This window comes from Pseudomonas sp. KT_2_4 (assembly GCF_041410225.1).
Lineage (GTDB): Bacteria > Pseudomonadota > Gammaproteobacteria > Pseudomonadales > Pseudomonadaceae > Aquipseudomonas > Aquipseudomonas paracarnis.
This window is the reverse complement of record NZ_CP166962.1, coordinates 5122328-5144361: the sequence shown is the minus strand read 5'-3', so window position 1 is coordinate 5144361 and position 22034 is coordinate 5122328. Positions and strand designations below refer to the sequence as shown.

The window sequence follows — 22034 nt, the reverse complement described above, 5'->3', positions numbered from 1 at the left end:
TGCATGCCCCCCCACTCCGCGCTTCCCCCGTTATTTCATGCAAATTGTTGCTAACGACGCCGCCCCATTGAAACCACCGCAACCCCGCCCCATCTAACCTGCATACTTACTGATGCAGGTGCCCCATGAGCGACCAGCAAGAATTTCCAGATTACGACCTCAACGATTACGCCGACCCCGAAAACGCTGAAGCCTCCTCGTCCAATACTGGCCTGGCCCTGCCTGGGCAAAACCTGCCGGACAAGGTTTACATCATCCCGATCCACAACCGGCCGTTTTTCCCGGCCCAAGTGTTGCCGGTGATCGTCAATGAAGAGCCCTGGGCCGAAACCCTGGAGTTGGTGAGCAAATCCGACCACCACTCCCTTGCGCTGTTTTTCATGGACACGCCGCCCGAAGACCCACGCCACTTCGACACCTCCGCCCTGCCGCTGTACGGCACCCTGGTGAAGGTGCACCACGCCAGCCGCGAGAACGGCAAGCTGCAGTTCGTCGCCCAGGGCCTGACCCGCGTGCGCATCAAGACCTGGCTCAAGCACCACCGCCCACCGTACCTGGTGGAAGTCGAATACCCGCACCAGCCCAGCGAGCCGACCGATGAGGTCAAGGCCTACGGCATGGCGCTGATCAATGCGATCAAGGAACTGCTGCCCCTCAACCCGCTGTACAGCGAAGAGTTGAAGAACTACCTCAACCGCTTCAGCCCCAACGACCCGTCGCCGCTCACCGACTTTGCCGCCGCCCTCACCTCGGCGACAGGTAATGAACTGCAGGAAGTGCTGGACTGCGTGCCCATGCTCAAACGCATGGAAAAAGTGCTGCCGATGCTGCGCAAAGAGGTAGAAGTCGCGCGTCTGCAAAAAGAGCTCTCCGCCGAGGTAAACCGCAAGATCGGCGAGCACCAGCGTGAGTTCTTCCTCAAGGAACAACTCAAGGTCATCCAGCAGGAGCTGGGCCTGACCAAGGACGATCGCAGCGCCGACGTCGAACAGTTCGAACAGCGCCTGCAAGGCAAAGTGCTGCCGGCGCAAGCGAAAAAACGCATTGATGAAGAACTGAACAAACTGTCGATCCTGGAAACCGGTTCGCCGGAATACGCCGTCACGCGCAACTACCTGGACTGGGCCACCTCGGTGCCGTGGGGCGTGTACGGTGAAGACAAACTCGACCTCAAGCACGCGCGCAAAGTGCTCGACAAGCACCATGCGGGCCTGGATGACATCAAGAGCCGCATCCTCGAATTCCTCGCCGTGGGCGCCTACAAAGGCGAAGTCGCCGGTTCCATTGTGTTGCTGGTGGGCCCGCCCGGCGTGGGCAAGACGAGTGTGGGCAAGTCCATCGCCGAATCCCTGGGGCGGCCGTTCTATCGCTTCAGTGTTGGCGGCATGCGCGACGAGGCCGAGATCAAGGGCCACCGGCGCACCTACATCGGCGCCCTGCCCGGCAAGCTGGTGCAGGCGCTGAAAGACGTGGAAGTGATGAACCCGGTGATTATGCTCGACGAGATCGACAAGATGGGCCAGAGCTTCCAGGGCGACCCGGCGTCGGCGCTGCTGGAAACCCTGGACCCGGAGCAGAACGTCGAATTCCTCGACCACTACCTGGACCTGCGCCTGGACCTGTCCAAAGTGCTGTTCGTGTGCACCGCCAACACCCTGGACTCAATCCCCGGTCCGTTGCTGGACCGCATGGAAGTGATTCGCCTGTCGGGCTATATCACCGAAGAAAAAGTCGCCATCGCCAAGCGCCACTTGTGGCCCAAGCAGTTGGAAAAAGCCGGCGTGGCCAAAAACAGCCTGACCATCACCGACGGTGCCTTGCGCGCATTGATCGATGGTTATGCTCGGGAAGCCGGCGTGCGCCAACTGGAGAAGCAACTGGGCAAGCTGGTGCGCAAGGCGGTGGTCAAGCTGCTGGATGAACCGGAGTCGGTGATCAAGATCGGCAACAAGGACCTGGAAAGCTCCCTGGGCATGCCCGTGTTCCGTAATGAGCAAGTGCTGTCCGGCACCGGCGTGATTACCGGCCTGGCCTGGACCAGCATGGGCGGCGCCACCTTGCCGATCGAAGCGACGCGCATCCACACGCTCAATCGCGGCTTCAAGCTCACCGGGCAGTTGGGTGAAGTGATGAAAGAGTCCGCCGAAATCGCCTACAGCTACATCAGTTCCAACCTGAAGTCGTTTGGCGGCGATGCGAAATTCTTCGACGAGGCCTTCGTGCACTTGCACGTGCCGGAAGGCGCCACGCCGAAAGACGGCCCGAGTGCCGGCGTGACCATGGCCAGTGCGTTGCTGTCCCTGGCCCGCAACCAACCGCCGAAAAAAGGTGTGGCGATGACCGGCGAACTGACCTTGACCGGGCATGTACTGCCGATTGGCGGGGTGCGCGAGAAGGTGATTGCGGCGCGGCGCCAGAAGATTCACGAGTTGATCTTGCCGGAGCCCAACCGTGGCAGCTTTGAAGAGTTGCCGGACTATTTGAAGGAAGGGATGACGGTGCACTTTGCCAAGCGGTTTGCGGATGTGGCGAAGGTGCTCTTCTGATAGATCTCTAGCGCCTGGACTGGCCCTATCGCGGGCAAGCCCGGCTCCCACAGGGATCGGTGTTGTTAATGACAACGCGGTCAAGTGTGGGAGCGGGCTTGCCCGCGATGGCGCCAGCCGCCACACCGCATGCCCTCTTGTCACACCTTGTCTCATCTTCGGTTATGCTCCCCCTTCGTCGTGTATTAACGGAGCCTTCATGACCGCTGCCCGCCTGCTTCTCCCCTTGAGCCTTGTCTTGCTGGCCGCATGCGCCAGTGCCCCCAAGCAAAACGTCAGCGTGGACAACCAGAGCGCCTGCCCGCTCCAGCTTAAAAACGGGCAAAACCTGATCCTCGCCCTGCCCAGCAACCCCACCACCGGTTACCGCTGGGCCATCCAGGACTCCGCCGGCGGCGTGTTGCGCGCCTTGAGCCCCGAGGTCTACAGCAGCACCGAGTCCGGCGTGATCGGCGGGGGCGGCCAGTCCACCTGGCGCTTCCAGGCGTTTGCCGCAGGGCAAGGGCGTTTGCGCCTGACATCCCAGCAACCCTGGGAGCCAGAGGCCGAACCTGTCGAAACCTTTGACTGCGCCATTACGGTGAACTGATATGCCCTGGCTGATCCTTGCCTTGATGGGCGCCGGCACCTTTGTCTACGGCCTGGCCACCCATGCGACGCTGCTGTGCCTGCTGGTCAAGCCACTGCCGGTGCTGGCGCTGCTGGGTTGGCTGCATGACGCGCCGCCCACCGAGTATCGACGCTGGATCAGCCTGGGGTTGATTTTTTCCGTGGTGGGCGACGTGTTACTTGCCTGGCCAGGCGACCTGTTTATCTTTGGCCTGGGCGCGTTTCTGTTCGCGCATTTGGCTTATCTCAAAGCTTATTTCAGTGACTGTCGGCGCTTGGCGCTGCTGCCGCTGGTGCTGGCCCTCGGCGTAGGCGCAATCTTGCTGAGCATCCTGATCTCCCACGGCCTCGGTGAACTGCTGATACCGGTGGTGGTTTACGCGCTGGTGATCAGCGCCATGCTCTGGCGTGCGTTGGCACGACTGGGCAGCGAGGTGCCCAAACGTTCAGCGTGGCTGGCGGCGGTGGGTGCGGTGTCGTTTGTGGTTTCCGACGCGCTGATCGGCATCAACCGGTTTGTGCTGGCGTTCGAGGCAGCGCCGTATTTGCTGATCACCACCTACTGGCTCGGGCAGTGGGGCATCACCGCCTCGGCTTTCCATCAGACAACCCGCGCATCCGAGGAGCAACTTGGCTAAAATGCCGGCCTTTCCCCCATCGTCGCCGGAACAGCCGTGAGCAAAGAACCCGATCGCCTATTCGCCCAGCCCCTGCCCCAGGTGCCGGACTTCGCCTTTAACGAGGATGTGGTGCGGGTGTTCCCGGACATGATCAAGCGCTCGGTGCCGGGCTACCCCACCATCGTCGAAAACCTCGGCGTGCTGGCCGCGCAATTTGCCCAACCGGGTAGCGTGCTGTATGACCTGGGCTCTTCCCTGGGCGCCGTGACCCAAGCCCTGCGTCGCCATGTACGCACCGAGGGTTGCCGGGTGATCGCCGTGGATAACTCCGCCGCGATGGTCGAGCGCTGCCGCGAATACCTCAATGGCCAGGACTCGATGTTCCAGGAGTTGCTGCCGGTGGAGGTGATCGAGGGCGACATCCTCGCCCTGCAATTCAAGCCCGCCTCGGTGGTGGCCCTGAACTTCACCCTGCAATTTATCGCCCCCCAGGAGCGCCTGGCGTTGCTGGGGCGCATTCGCCAGGCGCTGCTGCCGGGCGGGGCGTTGATCCTCTCGGAAAAGCTGCGCTTTAACGATGTTGAAGAGCACGCGCTGCTGACCGACCTGCATATCGCCTTCAAACGCGCCAACGGCTACAGCGAACTGGAAATCGCCCAGAAGCGCAGCGCCATCGAAAACGTCATGAAGCCCGACAGCCTCGAAGAACACCGCGAACGCCTGCTGGCGGCCGGGTTCTCGAAAGTCGTGCCGTGGTTCCAGTGTCTTAACTTTGCCTCGTTGATTGCCTTGCCATGATTGATTTGTCCCCCCTCGCCCGCCATCTGGTCGGCACTCCCCTGGCCGTGTGGGCCCAGGGCCTGCAAGCGCAGCTCGATAGCAAGATGGAAAAAGGCCATGGCGACCTGGAGCGCTGGCAGAGCGCCTTGGATGCACTGCCGAAGATCCAGCCCAACAGCGTAGATTTGCTCAACGGCCTGGTGCTGGACACCGATTGCGACGACGCCACCCGCGAACAGATGCACACGGCGCTGATGGGCCTGAGCCCCTGGCGCAAAGGCCCGTTCCATCTGTTCGGCGTGCATGTGGACACCGAGTGGCGTTCGGACTGGAAGTGGTCGCGGGTCGCGCCGCACCTGAACCTCAAAGGCAAGCGCATCCTCGACGTGGGCTGCGGCAACGGCTACTACATGTGGCGCATGCTCGGCGCCGGGGCCGACAGCGTGATTGGCGTGGACCCCAACTGGCTGTTCTTCTGCCAGTTCCAGGCAGTGCAGCGCTACTTGTCCGAGCCCAAGGCCTGGCACCTGCCGTTCCCGTTCGAAGACTTGCCGGCGAACCTGGAAGGCTTTGACACGGTATTTTCCATGGGCGTGTTCTACCACCGCCGCTCGCCCATCGAACATTTACTGGCGTTGAAGGACACCCTGGTCAAGGGCGGCGAGTTGGTGTTGGAAACATTGGTGGTGGAAGGCGACCAACAACAAGTGCTGGTGCCAGAAGACCGTTACGCCCAGATGCGCAACGTGTGGTTCCTGCCGTCGGTGCCGGCGTTGATGCTGTGGCTGCGCCGGGCCGGGTTCAGTGACGTGCGGTGCGTGGATGTGAGCGTGACCACGGTTGAGGAGCAGCGTGGAACGCAGTGGATGAAGTATCAGTCGCTGAGTGATTTCCTGGACCCTGAGGATCACAGCAAGACCATTGAAGGGCTGCCGGCACCGATGCGGGCGGTGATCATCGCGCGCAAATGACACCACGCTCGTTCTGAAAAAAATGGAGATCAACGGTGGGAGCTGGCTTGCCTGCGATAGCGGTGGGTCAGTCAATATAGGGCTGACTGACAGATGGCTATCGCAGGCAAGCCAGCTCCCACATTGATATTTCAGTGTTCTTTAGAGTGGTGGCTTGGCCCGGCGAGCCTTGAAGAACTCGCTCAGGACAGCCCCACACTCCTCGGCCAATACCCCGCCCTCAAACAACACCCGATGGTTTAGAAAACCCTGGGTAAAAAACTGCCCCTGGCTTTGCACGATGCCCGCCTTCGGCTCCAACGCGCCATACACCACCCGCGCCACCCGCGAATGCACGATCAGCCCGGCACACATGCTGCATGGTTCCAGCGTCACGTACAGCGTGCTGCCCACCAGCCGATAGTTGCTGATCGCTTGTGCAGCAGCGCGGATCGCGACCATTTCGGCATGGGCGCTGGGGTCGTTGCCGCTGATGGGGCAGTTGAAGCCGCGGCCGATGATTTCACCGCCCTGCACCAGCACCGCACCCACCGGCACTTCGCCCAATGCAGCACCTTGGGCGGCGAGCGCCAGGGCTTCGCGCATAAAGTCCTGGTCGCGGCTGCGGTCGATAATCGCGGCGGGGCGAATCTGGCGCATCACGCCACCTCGATGGCGGCCATCAGGCCGGTTTCCATGTGGTCGATCACATGGCAATGGAACATCCACACCCCTGGGTTATCCGCCACCAAGGCCACGCGGGCGCGTTCGTTCTTGCCCAGCAGATAGGTGTCGGTGAAATACGGGATCACCTTGTGGCGGTTGGACGCAAGCACCTTGAAGCTCATCCCGTGCAGGTGGATCGGGTGCTGGTATTGGGTCATGTTCTTCAATTCGAAAATGTAGCTCTTGCCCTTCTCCAGCTTGGCAATCGGGCGGTCGGCACAGGTCTTGTCGGTGATGTCCCAGGCCTGGCCGTTGATCTGCCACAGGCTCGGCGGCTTGCCGTTTTCGACATTGACCGACACTGAACCGACCCATTCGAAATTGAAGTTGAGTTTCTCGGCATTGGCCAGGTCTGGCTCGGCAACCGGGTTGGCCGGCAATGCCGGTGGCCACAGGGTAGGCGCGTCGGTATTGGCCACCGAGCGGAAGGTGCCAAGGCGCACCGGGCCGTTGCGCAACGACAGTTCTTCGCCCGCCGGTGGCGCCTTGATCGCCAGGCAAATACGCATGCCCGGGCCCAGCCAATATTCCTTGCCCAACGGGCGCGGCTCGATGGGGTTGCCGTCCAACGCGTAGATCTGCGCTTCGACCCCGGGAATATTGAGGCGATAGGTCACAGTGTTATCGAGGTTGAGCAGGCGCACGCGGGTGATTTGCCCAGCCGGCAGGTCGATGACCGCCTGGGGCACCCCATTGATGGTCGACAGGCGCCCGGCCGTGCCGCCACGCGCCGCTTCACGGGGGATGCTGAACTCGACAAACGCGCCCTCTTCGTCGATGTGCCAGTTCTTCAGGCTCAAAGTGCGTTCGTACTTGAAACCGGTGGGTTCGCGCTCTTCCACGATCAACGGGCCGACCAGGCCACGGCCGAGTTCTTCGCTGCTGCTTACGTGAGGGTGATACCAGTAGCTGCCGGCATCGGGTACGCGGAATTTATAGTCGAAGTATTCGCCAGGCAGCACCGGCAATTGCGAGACGTAGGGCACGCCGTCCATTTCCAGCGGCAGGCGGATGCCGTGCCAGTGGATGGTAGTGGCGACTGGCAGATGGTTGATAAAGCGCACCCGCAGCCATTCGCCTTGGCGCACCCGCAACTCGGTGCCCGGCGCCGATGGGCCGAACGCCCAGGCCTGGGTCTTATGCCCCGGCACCAACTCTACGTCCAGGGGCGCGGCGATCAGCTCGTAATCGTGCCCCGCCTCGGACTCAGCGACTTTCCCCAGCCAGTAGCGGTAGCCACCGCCGGCACCGACGCCTACTACGGCCAGGCCAGCAAGACTACCCAGGATTTGTCGACGGGAAAAGGATCGGGACACAACAACCTCGCGTATCTGCCGCAGGCCAAGGGCCCGCAAAGGGCTGATACGATACACCTGCGTCGGCTAAACAGTAAGGCTTCGCATTGCCGCATGCCAAAAACGCCGACGACTCATCATGTGGGAGCTGGCTTGCCTGCGATTGCAGTGGGCCAGCTACGAATGCGTCAACTGACACTCCGCTATCGCAGGCAAGCCAGCTCCCACAATGATCTTCATTGTTTATCAGTGCTTGGCAGCGGCCAGAATCAGGGCTTTCATCTCGGCCACGGCGCCTTTGAAACCGACGAAAAGCGCGTGCGCGACCAGCGCATGTCCGATGTTCAGTTCGTTGATGCCCTTGATCGCAGCCACGGCTTCGACGTTGTGGTAATGCAAGCCATGGCCGGCATTGACGATCAAGCCTTCGTTGAGCCCGCAGTTCACGCCGTCGATGATGCGTTGCAGTTCGTCGGCCACTTCGGTCGGCGTGGTGGCATCGGCATAACGGCCAGTGTGCAGCTCGATCGCCGGGGCGCCGACGCGGCGGGAGGCTTCGATCTGGCGTTCGTCGGCGTCGATAAACAGCGAGACTTCGCTGCCGATCCGCGACAGGCGCTCCACCGCAGCCTTGATCCGCGCTTCCTGGCCGGCGACGTCGAGGCCGCCTTCGGTGGTCAGCTCCTGGCGAGTTTCCGGTACCAGGCAGATATGCGCCGGGCGAATGCGCTCGGCGAACGCCATCATTTCTTCGGTGACGCCCATTTCGAAGTTCATGCGGGTTTGCAGCACGTCCTTGAGCAGCAGCACATCGCGCTCCTGGATGTGACGGCGGTCTTCGCGCAGGTGCACGGTGATGCCGTCGGCGCCCGCTTCTTCGGCGTCCAGCGCGGCCTTGACCGGGTCAGGGTAACGGGTGCCCCGGGCCTGGCGCAGGGTGGCGACATGGTCGATGTTGACGCCAAGAAGAATGCGATTGCTGGTGGTCACGGAAGCGCTCCTGAAAAGGGAAAGAATCGGTGCACAGCATACACGGGGATGTCAGGGCTTTCGAAACAACTCGCGACTGACCAGCGGCCGCCCGCCCAGGTGCACGGCCAGGGCCTGGCGCATCAGGCGCTTGGCGGCGGACAGCGCACCGGGAGCGTGCCAGTCGGCTTCACTCATGGCCAGCAGTTCGGTGCCCTGAAACAGGCCGGGCTGCAGCAGGTACACGCGCTCAAGCCCCGCATCGACTTGCAGGCGATACATGCCATCGGCGGCGATGGGCTCTCCGTGCAAGTCGTTGGCCAGTTCGAAGCCGTAGCCAAGGTCGTCGAGCAAACGCCATTCGAAAGCGCGCAGCAGCGGTTCCAGCGGACGGCCTTCAGCGAGGGCCAGCAAGGTGGCAGCGTAGTGATCAAAGACTGCCGGGTGCGGGTCTTCGGCGGGTAGCAGGCGGATCAGCAGCTCATTGAGGTAAAGGCCGCTGAATAACGCATCGCCATTCAGCCAGGCCGAGGTGCCAACGCTTTCCAGGCGGCCGACGTTTTTCAGCTCGCCCTTGCCGCGAAACTCCACGTCCAGCGCCACGAACGGCCGCGCCAAGGTGCCCGCCTTGCCCCGCGCGCTGCGCAATACCGCGCGCAGGCGGCCTTGGGGCGTGAGGAAGTCCACCAGCGCACTGGTTTCGCGGTAGGCGCGGCTGTGCAGGACATAGGCAAGTTGGCTGGGGGGGGAGGCGGACATGAGGCTCTCTCGCAGAACGTGAAACAGCGCCGATCCAATGTGGGAGCGGGCTTGCCCGCGATGGCGGCGTCACAGTCAACATCTCTGCCGAATGTTACATCCTCATCGCGGGCAAGCCCGCTCCCACAAAGTTTTGCAGTGTGTTCGAGGCCCGTTACAGGTCGCCGTAGCCCAGGGAGCGCAACGCACGCTCATCATCGGACCAGCCACCCTTCACCTTCACCCACAGGTTGAGCATGATCTTGGAGTCGAACAGCAACTCCATATCCTTGCGCGCTTCGGTGCCGATGCGCTTGATGCGCTCGCCCTTGTCGCCAATGATGATTTTCTTCTGGCCGTCACGTTCGACGAGGATCAACGCATGGATATGCAAGGTCTTGCCCTGCTGCTTGAACTCTTCGATTTCGACGGTGATCTGGTACGGCAGCTCGGCGCCCATCTGGCGCATGATTTTCTCGCGGACCAGTTCGGCGGCAAGGAAGCGGCTGCTGCGGTCGGTGATCTGGTCTTCCGGGAAGAAGTGCTCGTTTTCTGGCAGGTAACCGGCGATCACGCGCTCCAGGGCTTCGAGGTTGTGGCCGTGCTGGGCCGAGATCGGCATGATCTGGGCGTTCGGCAGTTGCTCCTGCAACCAGGTCAGGTGCGGCATCAGCTCGGCTTTGTCTTCGATACGGTCGGTCTTGTTCAGCGCGACGATCAACGGGCCGGTCACGTATTGCACACGCTCGAGGACCATCTGGTCTTCGTCGGTCCACTTGGTGCGGTCAACCACGAAGATCACCACGTCGACGTCTTTCAACGCGGCCGAGGCGGTCTTGTTCATGTAGCGGTTCAGGGCTTTCTCGCCGCCTTTGTGCATGCCAGGGGTATCGACATACACCGCTTGCACGTTGCCTTCGGTCTTGATGCCCAGCATGTTGTGGCGGGTGGTCTGGGGCTTGCGCGAAGTGATCGCGAGCTTCTGGCCGAGGATGTGGTTGAGCAGCGTGGACTTGCCCACGTTCGGGCGGCCGACGATGGCAACATAGCCACAGCGTGTTGCGGTTGAATCAGTCATGGCCATTCTCCACGCCCAGGGCAATCAGTGCTGCAGCGGCCGCTACCTGTTCGGCAATACGACGGCTCACACCCTGACCTCGGCTTTTTTCGTTCAATAAAGTGATTTCACATTCCACGAAGAACACCCGGCAATGGGGCTCGCCCTGGATATCCACCACTTCGTAGCGTGGCAGTTCGCAACCGCGGGACTGCAGGTACTCTTGCAGGCGGGTCTTGGGATCCTTGTTGGTGTCTACCAGCGTCAGGCTTTCGATTTCCGAGGCCAGCCAGGCGACAACGCGTTCCTTGGCCGTCTCCATCCCGGCATCGAGGTAGATCGCACCGATCAAGGCTTCCAGGGCATCAGCCAGGATTGACTCGCGACGGAAACCGCCGCTTTTCAACTCACCGGAACCCAGCCGCAGGTACTCGCCCAGGCCAAAGCCTCGGGCCAGCACGGCCAGGGTCTCGCCTTTCACAAGGCGTGCGCGCAGGCGCGACAGCTGGCCTTCTCGCGCTTGGGGGAAGCGCTCGAACAGCGCCTCGCCGGCGGCGAAATTGAGGATAGCGTCACCGAGGAATTCCAGGCGCTCGTTATTGCGCCCTGCAAAGCTGCGGTGTGTGAGGGCAAGGACCATCAATTCCTGGTCCTTGAAGGTGTAGCCGAGCTGACGCTCGAGACGACTTAGAGAAACGGTCACGGTTTATCCATATCTAGTTGATGGCACCGGCGGCCATCGACGATTGACGCAGTGTTCAAATTCAAATCCTGATGGGTACCGGGCATCGGAAAATGTCCAAGCCCCAGAAAAGCATTCGGCGCTGTGTTCACAGCGCCGCTTGTATTACTTGATCAGCCCGACCCGCGAGAAGTTCGGCAGGTGGCTGAGCTTGGGTTCCGGCCAACTCATCCAGACCGCGAAGGCTTTGCCGACAATGTTCTCGTCGGGCACCATGCCCAGCAGGTCCTTGGGAATGTTGGGGTCATCCCAGTAGCGGCTGTCGTTGGAGTTATCGCGGTTGTCGCCCATCATGAAGTAATGCCCGGCAGGCACTTTCCACTGGCCATCCGGCATCGCGCGGTAGCGGCTCATTTCCTTGCGGATTTGGTGCTCCACCGCGCCGAGTTTTTCCTGGTACAGCTCGGCGCTGCCCAGGGTATTCGGCTCGGCGCCCAGCAGCTTCTCGGCCACCGACTCACCGTTGATGAACAGGCGCTTGTCGCTGGTGTAGCGCACCACGTCGCCCGGCAGGCCGACCACACGTTTGATGTAGTTGACGTTCGGGTCGCTTGGGTAGCGGAACACCATCACATCGCCGCGCTGCGGGTCACCCACGGGGATGACTTTTTTGTCGATCACCGGTAGGCGAATGCCGTAGGAAAACTTGTTCACCAGGATGAAGTCGCCCACATCCAGGGTCGGTTTCATCGACCCCGAAGGGATCTGGAACGGCTCTACCAGAAACGAGCGCAACACCAGCACGATGAACAACACCGGGAAGAACGACTTGCCGTACTCAACCAGCAAGGGCTCTTTGTTCAGCTTCTCGACCACCACCGCATCGGGCTGGCTGACGCTGCCCTGATAGGAAGCAATGGCCGCCCGACGACGCGGGGCGAAGAACACCAGATCGAGCAACGCCAGGAGACCACAGACGGCAACGGCAATGACCAGCAACAGCGGGAAATTTAGTGACATAGGACCTAACTATCCAACCTGAGCACCGCAAGGAAGGCTTCTTGTGGAACTTCCACGTTGCCTACTTGCTTCATGCGTTTTTTACCGGCCTTTTGCTTCTCAAGCAGTTTGCGCTTACGGCTTACGTCACCGCCGTAGCATTTGGCCAGTACGTTCTTTCTGAGAGCCTTGACGGAAGTCCGTGCAATGATCTGCCCGCCGATGGCGGCCTGGATCGCGACGTCGAACATCTGGCGCGGAATCAGTTCTTTCATCTTCTCGGTCAGTTGGCGACCTTTGTAATGCGCGTTGTCCTTGTGCACGATCAGTGCCAGGGCATCTACCTTGTCGCCGTTGATCAGCACATCCAGTTTCACCAGATTAGCCGATTGGTAACGATCGAAATGGTAGTCCAGCGAAGCATAGCCGCGACTGGTGGACTTGAGACGGTCGAAGAAGTCCAGGACCACTTCGTTCATCGGCATATCGTAGGTCACTTGTACCTGAGTACCGAGGAACAGCATGTCGCGCTGCACGCCACGCTTTTCGATACACAGTGTAATGACGTTGCCCAAGTGTTCCTGCGGTACCAGGATATTGGCCCGCACGATCGGCTCGCGCATGTCTTCGATGGCCGACAGGTCCGGAAGCTTGGAGGGGTTGTCGACGTAAATCGTTTCACCGGTTTTGAGCAGCAACTCAAAAATAACGGTTGGCGCGGTGGTGATCAGGTCCAGGTCGTATTCGCGCTCAAGGCGCTCCTGGATGATCTCCATGTGCAGCATGCCCAGGAACCCGCAACGGAAGCCGAAGCCCAGCGCGTCGGAGCTTTCCGGGGTGTACTGCAACGACGAGTCGTTGAGGGTCAGTTTTTGCAGGGCTTCGCGGAAATCTTCGAAGTCATCGGAGCTGACCGGGAACAGGCCGGCGTAGACCTGTGGCTGGATGCGCTTGAAGCCGGGCAGCACGTCGACGTCTGGCGTGGAGCTCAAGGTCAGGGTGTCACCCACTGGCGCACCATGAATGTCCTTGATGCCTGCGATGATGAAGCCTACTTCACCGGCTTTCAGATCAACGGTAGCGGTGTGCTTGGGGTTGAATACACCGACGCTGTCCACCAGGTGGATCTTGCCGGTGGACTTGACCAGGATCTTGTCGCCCTTCTTCACACGGCCATGGCGCACGCGCACCAGGGACACAACGCCCAGGTAGTTGTCGAACCAGGAGTCGATGATCAACGCTTGCAGCGGATCTTCGTAGTTGCCGGTCGGCGCGGGAATGGTGTGCACCAGGCGTTCGAGCACTTCGTCGACACCCAGGCCGGTCTTGGCGCTGCAGGTGACGGCGTCGGTGGCATCGATGCCGATGATCTTCTCGATCTCTTCCTTGACGCGCTCAGGCTCGGCCTGGGGCAGGTCGATCTTGTTGAGCACGGGCATGACTTCCAGGCCCTGCTCGATCGCGGTGTAGCAGTTGGCAACCGACTGCGCCTCGACGCCCTGGCCGGCATCGACCACCAGCAACGCACCTTCACAGGCCGCCAGCGAACGGCTGACTTCGTAGGTGAAGTCAACGTGGCCAGGGGTGTCAATGAAGTTCAGTTGGTAAGTGATGCCGTCTTTGGCCTTGTAGTACAGCGTGACGCTGTGGGCCTTGATGGTGATCCCGCGCTCGCGTTCGAGGTCCATGGAGTCCAGTACCTGGGCTTCCATTTCACGCTCGGCAAGGCCGCCGCACATCTGGATAAATCGATCGGCCAGCGTCGACTTGCCATGGTCAATGTGGGCGATGATGGAGAAATTGCGGATATGACTCAAATCACTCACGGATCAACACTCAAAAAGGCTGCAGGCAGATTGCCCGCTGAAAAATAGCCGGGAATTGTACCTGATGCTCAGGCCAGACGTCATCTTTGCTGACCAATACAAAAAAGCCCCACTTTAATGGGGCTTAAAACTGTAGGAGCGAGCTTGCTCGCGAAAATCGCCAACGATAACGCGCTTATTCTGGATAAACGCGGCGTTTCGCAGACTTTTGCGAGCGCGGCTTCAACCCGCCCGGCGCAGCAGCCAGAACCCAGCCACGGCACAGATGGCCGTAGGCACCAGCACCGCAAACAGCGGCGAGAAGCCGAATACCAGGCTCGACGGCCCAAGCAAATCCTGGGCGATGCGGAAAGTGAAGCCCACCAGCACGCCGGTAAATACCCGTTGGCCCAGGGTCACGGAGCGTAATGGCCCGAAAATGAAGGAAATCGCCATCAACACCAAGGCGGCGGTAACCACCGGCTGCAAGACTTTTACCCAGAACGCCAGCCAGTAGCGGCCATTGTTCAAACCCTGTTCCTTGAGGTAGTGGATATAGCTCCACAAACCGGAGATCGGCAGGGCTTCCGGCACCATGACCACGGTATTGAGCAATTCCGGCTTGAGGGCGATATCCCACTGTTCGGTCGGCACGTTGACCACTTCGGTGCTGGACTGGGTGCCCTGGCCCACGTTACGGAAGTGCGTGGTGGTGACGTCGCTCAGTTGCCATTGCTCGCCACTGTACTGCGCGCGCTTGGCGAAGCTGGACGACAGCATGTGCCGTTCTTTGTCGAAGGTGTAGCGGGTCACCCCGATCAACAGGCCACCCGGCTGCACGGCATTGATGTGGATGAACTCGTCACCTTGGCGATGCCACAGGCCATGCTTGGCGCTTTGCGCATCGCCCGAACCCTGGGCCAGGGCGCGATTGGCCTGGGCGGTGGCTTCGGCCGGTGGCGCGACGTACTCACCGATCAGCACGCTGCACGCCATCAGCAGCAGCATCGGCTTCATCACCGCCCAGACGATACGGCCGATAGACACCCCGGCGGCGCGCATGATGGTCAGCTCGCTGTTGCTGGCCAGGGTACCCAGGCCGATCAGGCAACCAATCAGCGCGGCCATTGGCATCATGTCGTAGAGACGACGCGGCGCGGTCAGTGCGACGTAGCTCAGCACGTCCGTGACTGTGTAAGTGTCAGTAACGTTGCCCACTTCATCAATGAAGGCGAACAACAAGGCCAGGCCGAGGATGATGCCCAGTACCGCGAGGATGGCGATCAGTACGCTAATGCCGATGTAGCGATCAAGCTTAGCCACGGGCCAACTCCTTCAGGCCACGACGGCTCTTCATTTTCAAACGGATAGGTTCCCAGTAGAGCAGCCCCAGGCCGATCATCAGGAAAACCCCGTGCACCCACCACAGGCCCAGCGCTGGCGGCAACTTGCCCTTTTCCAGGGAACCACGGGCAGAAATTAGGATGGTCAGGTAGGCCATGTACAGCAGGATCGCCGGCAGCAACTTGAGGAAACGCCCTTGGCGCGGGTTGACGCGCGACAGCGGCACGGCCATCAAGGTCACGATAAACACCAACAGCGGCAGGGACAGGCGCCATTGCAACTCGGCGATGGAGCGCAACTCCGGGCTGCCGAACAGCGATGAGGTGGGCAGTGCGTCGCGGTCGGTGACCTCGTCACTGATCTCGGCCTTGGGCAGCATGACGCCGTAGGTGTCGTACTTGATCGCCCGATAATCCGCCAGGCCAGGGCTGCCGTCGTAGCGGTAGCCGTTTTCCAGGATCAGGTAGCGGTTGCCATCGGGGCGGATTTCCTGGCGACCGCTGTCGGCCACCAGGATGGTAATGCCACGGTCTTTCTGGTTCTGGCCGAGGTTCTTCTGGGAAATGAACACGCCGCCGAGGTTGGAACGGTCGTCGGTCATGGTTTCGGTGTAGGTCACCCGCGAGCCGTCGCTGAGCGCCTGGAAGCGACCGGGCTCGAGGGTGTCGAACTCCGTCATCGCATCCTGCTTGTTCAGCAGCAGCTGGAATTGCATGGCCCCCTGGGGCGCCAGGCTCATGCTCAACCAGGCCACCACCAGGGCAACACCGGCGGCAGGCACCATGGTCATGGCCAGCAGGCGCTGCTGGCTCATGCCGGTGGCCGACAGCACGGTCATCTCGCTTTCCAGGTACAGCCGGCCATAGGCCAGCAATATGCCGAGAAACAGGCCAAGCGGCAGGATCAACTGCAGCATGCCGGGCATCCGGTAGCCCATGATCAGGAACAGTGAGCCCGGATCCAGGGCGCCAGCGGCGGCTTGGGCCAGGAACTTGACGAAACGACCACTCATGATGATGACCAGCAACACCGCACTCACGGCACTCAGGGTCAACAGGACTTCGCGGGACAGATAACGGAAGACAATCAAACCAGACACTCCAGGGTTGTCAGGCTAAGGCGGCCAAACAAGCAAGCATACCGAGTCGACCCGTTTACCACGGGCCGGCTAAAAAGATGGCGCATTATCCTGTGATTGACCGCGCCTGTCACGGAGCTTACTCATGCGCACGCACAAAGCGTGCGCCAAGGGTTGTCAGGCTCCGCTGGCGAGGTTCAAACTGCGGCCTTTGTCGCTGGCGGTTTACAACGCTGCCGAGCTTTAAAGCCGGAGTACAAGCTCCCGGCTCACAGACCTTGATAAGGGACCCGAAAATGGAATTGGTTGTAAAAAGCGTTAGCCCCGAAACGTTGAAAACCGCCACCCTCGTGGTCGCTGTCGGCGAAGGCCGCACACTCGGCGTCGCCGCCAAGCAACTGGACGAACTGAGCGGCGGCGCTATCAGCGCAGTGCTCAAGCGCGGTGATCTGGCCGGCAAGGTCGGCCAGAGCCTGCTGCTGCAGAGCCTGCCCAACCTTAAAGCCGAGCGCGTTTTGCTGGTGGGCGTGGGCAAGGATGCCGAACTGGGCGACCGTCCGTTTCGCAAGATCGTCAGCGGCCTCCTCACCACCCTCAAGGGCCTGGGCGGCAGCGATGCGGTGCTGGCACTCGATGAAATCGTGGTCAAGGGCCGCGACAGCTACGGCAAGACCCGACTGCTGGCTGAGTCGCTGGTGGACGGCGGCTATATTTTCGACCAGTTCAAGAGCCAGAAAGCCGAACCCCGCGCCCTGAAGAAAATCACCCTGCTGACCATCAAGGCTGCCCAGGCTGAAGTCCAGCGCGCCGTCACCCACGCCCAGGCCATCGCCAACGGCATGTCGTTCACTCGCGACCTGGGCAACCTGCCGCCGAACATCTGCCACCCGACGTTCCTGGGCGAACAGGCCAAGGCATTGGGCAAAGAGTTCAAGGGCCTGAAGGTTGAAGTGCTGGACGAGAAGAAGATCAAGGACCTGGGCATGGGCTCGTTCTATGCCGTGGGCCAGGGCAGCGACCAGCCGCCACGCCTGATCGTGATGCAATACAACGGCGGCAAGAAGTCCGAGAAGCCTTACGCCCTGGTAGGTAAAGGCATCACCTTCGATACCGGCGGCATCAGCCTCAAGCCGGGCGCCGGCATGGACGAGATGAAGTACGACATGGGCGGCGCCGCCAGCGTGTTCGGCACCCTGCGTGCCGTGCTGGAACTCAAGCTGCCGATCAACCTGGTGTGCATCCTGGCCTGCGCCGAGAACATGCCGAGCGGCGGCGCGGCTCGCCCGGGCGATATCGTCACCACCATGAGCGGCCAGACCGTGGAGATCCTCAACACCGACGCCGAAGGCCGTCTGGTGCTGTGCGACGCCCTGACCTACGCCGAGCGCTTCAAGCCCCAGGCCGTGATCGACATCGCTACCTTGACCGGTGCCTGCGTAGTTGCCCTGGGCGCCCACACTTCGGGCCTGCTGGGCAACAACGACGAACTGATCGAGCAACTGCTCAGCGCCGGCAAGGCCGCCGACGACCGCGCCTGGCAACTGCCGCTATTCGATGAGTACCAGGAACAGCTCGACAGCCCGTTCGCCGACATCGCCAACATCGGTGGCCCGAAAGCCGGCACCATCACGGCGGCCTGCTTCCTGTCGCGCTTTGCCAAGAACTTCAACTGGGCTCACCTGGACATCGCCGGCACGGCCTGGACCAGCGGCGGCAAGGACAAGGGCGCCACTGGCCGTCCGGTGCCCCTGTTGACCCAATACCTGCTGGATCGCGCCAAGGCTTAAGCGGCCCCTGCGCCTCTTTGTAGGAGCGAGCTTGCTCCTACAGAGGGGCCATCAGGCCAACCCCAGGATTTTCAATGCCCCAAGTCGACTTCTATATATTGCCCAGCGCCGATCCCCTCGCGCGCCTGGACTTTGCCTGCAAACTCACCGAAAAAGCCTGGCGTATGGGCCATCGCATCTACCTGCACTGCAGCGATGCCGCCCAACGTGACGAACTTGATGCCCGTCTGTGGCGCTTCAAGGGCGAAAGCTTCGTGCCCCACGGCCACGCCGAATCCGAACCTGAAAGCCTGGTTGTGCTGGGCTTGGGAGACAACTGCGGCGATCACCATGACTTGCTGGTCAACCTCGACCTGAAAGTACCGGCCTTTGCCCAAGCGTTCGCCCGTGTGGCGGAAGTGGTGGTGGAAGACCCGGCTATTCGTCAGGCCGCGCGGGAGAGTTTCCGTTTCTACCGCGAACAGGGCTATCCTCTGCAAGATCACCGGCTACAACGACTTTGAGTACATGATGGACACTCCAAACCCGCTGAAAAAAGACGACCACCTGCTGGATGACCTGGAGTCGATCCGTCAGTTGCTGGGTGATGACAACCTGCAACCGCCGCTGCTGACCGAGACGGCCGATGGCGAGGTACAGATCCCGCTGCTGTTCGACATGGTCGGCGGCAAGCCTGCCGCGCCGGCACCTGTGGTTGCTGAACCCGCCCCAGCCGCCGAAAAAGCCCCCGATGCCCTGCTGCTGCACCTGGACAACGAACTGCGCGCCGCCGCGCAATTGATCATGCAGGATGTGATCGACGACTTTGCGCCGCATATCGAAGCCGAGATCAAGCGTCGGATGGATGCGCGGATGGAGCGGTTGCTCAGCCAATACCAGAACTGAAAGTCCCCCCCATCCTTGTGGGAGCTGGCTTGCCTGCGATGGCGGCGCATCAGTCGCCGAAGATGCTGACTGAAACACCGCCATCGCAGGCAAGCCAGCTCCCACATTAATTCTGCATCGGTCTTAACCGTCTTCGCCTCGCCCTCGCCCCTATCCCCCGTTATACTTGCCGGCTTTCCTGAATAAATGCCAACTAGGGTCCCGCCGCGCATGGATAAGACCTACCAGCCCCACGCTATCGAAACTTCCTGGTACAACACCTGGGAGTCCGAGAACTATTTCGCCCCACAAGGTGCGGGCGACTCGTACACCATCATGATTCCGCCACCGAACGTCACTGGCAGCCTGCACATGGGCCATGGCTTCAACAATGCGATCATGGATGCGTTGATCCGCTTCCGCCGCATGCAGGGTCGCGACACCCTGTGGCAACCGGGCACCGACCACGCCGGCATCGCCACCCAGATGCTGGTGGAACGCCAACTGGAAGCCACCGGCCAGAACCGTCACGACCTGGGTCGCGAGAAATTCCTGGAGAAAGTCTGGGAATGGAAAGACCAGTCCGGCGGCAATATCAGCCGTCAGATCCGTCGCCTGGGTTCGTCCGTAGACTGGAGCCGCGAGCGCTTCACCATGGACGACGGCCTGTCCGAAGCCGTAAAGGAAGCCTTCGTGCGCCTGCACGAAGACGGCCTGATCTACCGCGGCAAGCGCCTGGTCAACTGGGACACCAAGTTGCACACGGCCATTTCCGACCTTGAAGTGGAAAACCACGACGAGAAAGGCTTCCTGTGGAACCTCAAGTACCCGCTGGCCGACGGCGCCAAGACCGCTGAAGGCAATGATTACCTGATCGTCGCCACTACCCGTCCGGAAACCATGCTCGGCGATGCCGCCGTCGCTGTTAACCCGAACGACGAGCGCTACCAGGCGCTGATCGGCAAGTTTGTCGAACTGCCGCTGGTTGGCCGCCGCATCCCGATCATCGCGGATGACTATTGCGACCCTGAGTTCGGCACCGGCTGCGTGAAAATCACCCCGGCCCACGATTTCAACGACTACGAAGTCGGCAAGCGCCACAACCTGCCGCTGCTGAACATCTTCGACAAAAATGCCGCCGTATTGCCGGCCTGCCAGGTGTTCAACCTGGACGGCTCGCTGAACGACAGCATCGACGGCAAGATCCCCGCCGAATACGCAGGTCTGGACCGTTTTGAAGCGCGCAAGCAGATCGTAGCTGCCTTCGACGCCGCCGGTTTGCTGGTCAGCGTCGACGACCACGGCCTGAAAGTGCCGAAGGGCGACCGCTCCGGCACCGTGATCGAGCCGTGGCTGACCGACCAGTGGTACGTGTCCACCAAGCCGCTGGCAGAACCTGCGATTGCCGCCGTGGAAGATGGCCGCATCCAGTTCGTGCCCAAACAGTACGAAAACATGTACTTCTCGTGGATGCGCGACATCCAGGACTGGTGCATCAGCCGTCAGCTGTGGTGGGGCCACCGTATTCCGGCCTGGTATGACGAATCGGGCAAGGTTTATGTAGGCCGCGACGAAGCCGAAGTGCGTGCCAAGCACAACCTCGGCGCCGACATCGCGCTGCAACAGGACAACGACGTACTGGACACCTGGTTCAGTTCGGGCCTGTGGACCTTCTCTACCCTGGGCTGGCCGCAGCAGACCGAGTTCCTGAAGAAATTCCACTCCACCGACGTGCTGGTCACCGGCTTCGACATCATTTTCTTCTGGGTTGCCCGGATGATCATGCTCACCATGCACCTGGTGAAGAACGAAGACGGCACCCCGCAGGTACCGTTCAAGACCGTGTACGTACACGGCCTGGTACGCGACGGCCAGGGCCAGAAGATGTCCAAGTCCAAGGGTAACGTCCTGGACCCGCTGGACATCATCGACGGCATCGACCTGGAAACCCTGGTGCAGAAACGCACCTCGGGCCTGATGCAGCCGAAACTGGCGAAAAAGATCGAGAAGCAGACCCGCGACGAATTCGCCGACGGCATCGCCAGCTACGGCACCGACGCTCTGCGCTTCACCTTCTGCTCGCTGGCATCCACCGGTCGCGACATCAAGTTCGACATGGGCCGCGTCGAAGGCTATCGCAACTTCTGCAACAAGATCTGGAACGCGGCGCGCTACGTGCTGGACAAAGGCGAAGACTGCGGCCAGAACGGCGAAGCCTATGAGCTGAGCCTGGCGGATCGCTGGATCATCTCGCAGCTGCAGCGCACCGAAGCCGAAGTGACCCGCCAGCTCGACCAGTTCCGTTTCGACCTGGCCGCACAGGCCCTGTACGAGTTCATCTGGAACCAGTATTGCGACTGGTACCTGGAACTGTCCAAGCCGGTGCTGTGGGACGAGAACGCCCCGGTCGAACGCCAGCGCGGCACCCGTCGCACCCTGGTGCGCGTGCTCGAAGTGGCGCTGCGCCTGGCGCATCCGTTCATGCCGTTCATCACCGAAGAAATCTGGCAGCGCCTGGCGCCGCTGGCCGGTATCGAAGGCAAGACCATCATGCTGCAACCTTGGCCGGTGGCCAACGAAGCGCGCATCGATGAGGCCGCCGAAAGCGATATCGAATGGCTCAAGACCCTGATGCTCGGCACACGCAACATCCGCGCCGAGATGAACATCGGGCCGGGCAAGCCGCTGGCCGTGTTCGTCAAGAACGCCAGTGCCGAAGACCAGCGTCGCCTCAGCGAGAACGATGCGCTGCTCAAGAAACTGGCCAAGCTGGAGTCGATCACCGTATTGGCTGCCGATGCCGAAGCACCGTTGTCTGCCACCGCGTTGGTGGGTGATATGGAAGTGCTGGTACCGATGGCCGGCCTGATCGACAAGGGCGCGGAACTTGCCCGCCTCGACAAGGAAATTGCGCGCCTGCAAGGCGAAGTGCAGCGAGTGGGCGGCAAGCTGTCCAACGCGGCGTTCGTCGACAAAGCGCCAGCTGAAGTGATCGAGAAAGAACGCGCCAAGTTGGCCGAGGCTGAACAGGCCTTGGGCAAGCTGGCGGAGCAACACGCGCGGATTTCCAGCCTGTAAGGGGAAACCATGTAGAGAAAGAGGCCTTCGGGCCTCTTTTTTTGTCCAGGCAAACGACACCATTTCCCAATCAAAACCCTATCCCTGTGGGAGCTGGCTTGAACTGG

At 61.2% G+C, this 22034-nt stretch carries 19 protein-coding genes; 9 read left to right on the top strand and 10 right to left on the bottom strand.

From position 1 onward, the window contains the following. The first annotated feature begins 125 nt into the window (after window positions 1-125). The 5 genes from lon (at window position 126) to cmoB (ending at window position 5526) form a co-directional block, all read left to right on the top strand. Entirely contained in the window at window positions 126-2546 is a 2421-nt protein-coding gene (gene lon, locus AB9N64_RS23700; protein WP_014717083.1) for an endopeptidase La, read from the top strand. Between the two features lie 199 nt (window positions 2547-2745). After that, window positions 2746-3135 (top strand): protease inhibitor I42 family protein, encoded by a 390-nt coding sequence (locus AB9N64_RS23695; protein WP_371359692.1) that lies wholly within the window; start codon window positions 2746-2748, stop codon window positions 3133-3135. 1 nt (window position 3136) lies between these two features. Further along, window positions 3137-3793, top strand: coding sequence for a lysoplasmalogenase (locus tag AB9N64_RS23690; protein WP_014717081.1), 657 nt, complete (start codon window positions 3137-3139; stop codon window positions 3791-3793). Between the two features lie 36 nt (window positions 3794-3829). Then, on the top strand, window positions 3830-4573 hold the full coding sequence (cmoA, locus tag AB9N64_RS23685; RefSeq protein WP_014717080.1) for a carboxy-S-adenosyl-L-methionine synthase CmoA: 744 nt from the start codon (window positions 3830-3832) through the stop codon (window positions 4571-4573). Then, the gene (gene cmoB, locus AB9N64_RS23680; protein WP_020301206.1) at window positions 4570-5526 is read left to right on the top strand and encodes a tRNA 5-methoxyuridine(34)/uridine 5-oxyacetic acid(34) synthase CmoB; all 957 of its coding nucleotides are present in this window, start codon (window positions 4570-4572) and stop codon (window positions 5524-5526) included. The genes cmoA and cmoB overlap by 4 nt, the downstream gene beginning before the upstream one ends. A gap of 141 nt (window positions 5527-5667) precedes the next feature. On the opposite strand, the gene tadA is transcribed toward cmoB, so the two are convergent. From tadA to lptF, 10 genes are all read right to left on the bottom strand, one after another. Further along, window positions 5668-6165 (bottom strand): tRNA adenosine(34) deaminase TadA, encoded by a 498-nt coding sequence (gene tadA / locus AB9N64_RS23675; RefSeq protein ID WP_019817664.1) that lies wholly within the window; start codon window positions 6163-6165, stop codon window positions 5668-5670. Next, on the bottom strand, window positions 6165-7547 hold the full coding sequence (locus tag AB9N64_RS23670) for a multicopper oxidase family protein (RefSeq protein WP_060766954.1): 1383 nt from the start codon (window positions 7545-7547) through the stop codon (window positions 6165-6167). The genes tadA and AB9N64_RS23670 overlap by 1 nt, the downstream gene beginning before the upstream one ends. A gap of 225 nt (window positions 7548-7772) precedes the next feature. Continuing rightward, a complete protein-coding gene (pdxJ, locus tag AB9N64_RS23665; protein ID WP_003188860.1) occupies window positions 7773-8516 on the bottom strand; it encodes a pyridoxine 5'-phosphate synthase in 744 nt (247 codons plus the stop codon). A 51-nt stretch (window positions 8517-8567) separates the two neighbouring features. Further along, complete coding sequence (gene recO / locus AB9N64_RS23660; protein ID WP_019817662.1) at window positions 8568-9254, bottom strand: DNA repair protein RecO; 687 nt, start codon at window positions 9252-9254, stop codon at window positions 8568-8570. 154 nt (window positions 9255-9408) lie between these two features. Next, window positions 9409-10311, bottom strand: coding sequence for a GTPase Era (gene era, locus AB9N64_RS23655; protein WP_005785147.1), 903 nt, complete (start codon window positions 10309-10311; stop codon window positions 9409-9411). Then, window positions 10304-10993, bottom strand: a complete 690-nt coding sequence (rnc, locus tag AB9N64_RS23650; protein ID WP_003188856.1) for a ribonuclease III — start codon at window positions 10991-10993, stop codon at window positions 10304-10306. Before rnc ends, era begins: the two co-directional genes overlap by 8 nt. Before the next feature lie 144 nt (window positions 10994-11137). After that, window positions 11138-11992: a signal peptidase I gene (gene lepB / locus AB9N64_RS23645; RefSeq protein ID WP_003188855.1), complete on the bottom strand. Its 855-nt coding sequence runs from the start codon at window positions 11990-11992 to the stop codon at window positions 11138-11140. 5 nt (window positions 11993-11997) lie between these two features. Further along, complete coding sequence (lepA, locus tag AB9N64_RS23640) at window positions 11998-13797, bottom strand: translation elongation factor 4 (protein ID WP_003188853.1); 1800 nt, start codon at window positions 13795-13797, stop codon at window positions 11998-12000. A 222-nt stretch (window positions 13798-14019) separates the two neighbouring features. Then, window positions 14020-15099, bottom strand: coding sequence for an LPS export ABC transporter permease LptG (lptG, locus tag AB9N64_RS23635; protein ID WP_003188851.1), 1080 nt, complete (start codon window positions 15097-15099; stop codon window positions 14020-14022). Next, window positions 15092-16210, bottom strand: a complete 1119-nt coding sequence (gene lptF, locus AB9N64_RS23630) for an LPS export ABC transporter permease LptF (RefSeq protein WP_003188848.1) — start codon at window positions 16208-16210, stop codon at window positions 15092-15094. Before lptF ends, lptG begins: the two co-directional genes overlap by 8 nt. Window positions 16211-16494: 284 nt before the next feature. Here lptF and AB9N64_RS23625 point away from each other — a divergent pair, with 284 nt between their 5' ends. The 4 genes from AB9N64_RS23625 (at window position 16495) to AB9N64_RS23610 (ending at window position 21927) form a co-directional block, all read left to right on the top strand. Then, the gene (locus AB9N64_RS23625) at window positions 16495-17985 is read left to right on the top strand and encodes a leucyl aminopeptidase (protein WP_014717073.1); all 1491 of its coding nucleotides are present in this window, start codon (window positions 16495-16497) and stop codon (window positions 17983-17985) included. 74 nt (window positions 17986-18059) lie between these two features. Next, window positions 18060-18488, top strand: coding sequence for a DNA polymerase III subunit chi (locus tag AB9N64_RS23620; RefSeq protein WP_014717072.1), 429 nt, complete (start codon window positions 18060-18062; stop codon window positions 18486-18488). Between the two features lie 7 nt (window positions 18489-18495). After that, entirely contained in the window at window positions 18496-18870 is a 375-nt protein-coding gene (locus AB9N64_RS23615) for a hypothetical protein (RefSeq protein WP_003188844.1), read from the top strand. A 210-nt stretch (window positions 18871-19080) separates the two neighbouring features. Beyond that, window positions 19081-21927, top strand: coding sequence for a valine--tRNA ligase (locus AB9N64_RS23610; RefSeq protein WP_005785134.1), 2847 nt, complete (start codon window positions 19081-19083; stop codon window positions 21925-21927). The last annotated feature ends 107 nt before the right edge of the window (window positions 21928-22034 follow it).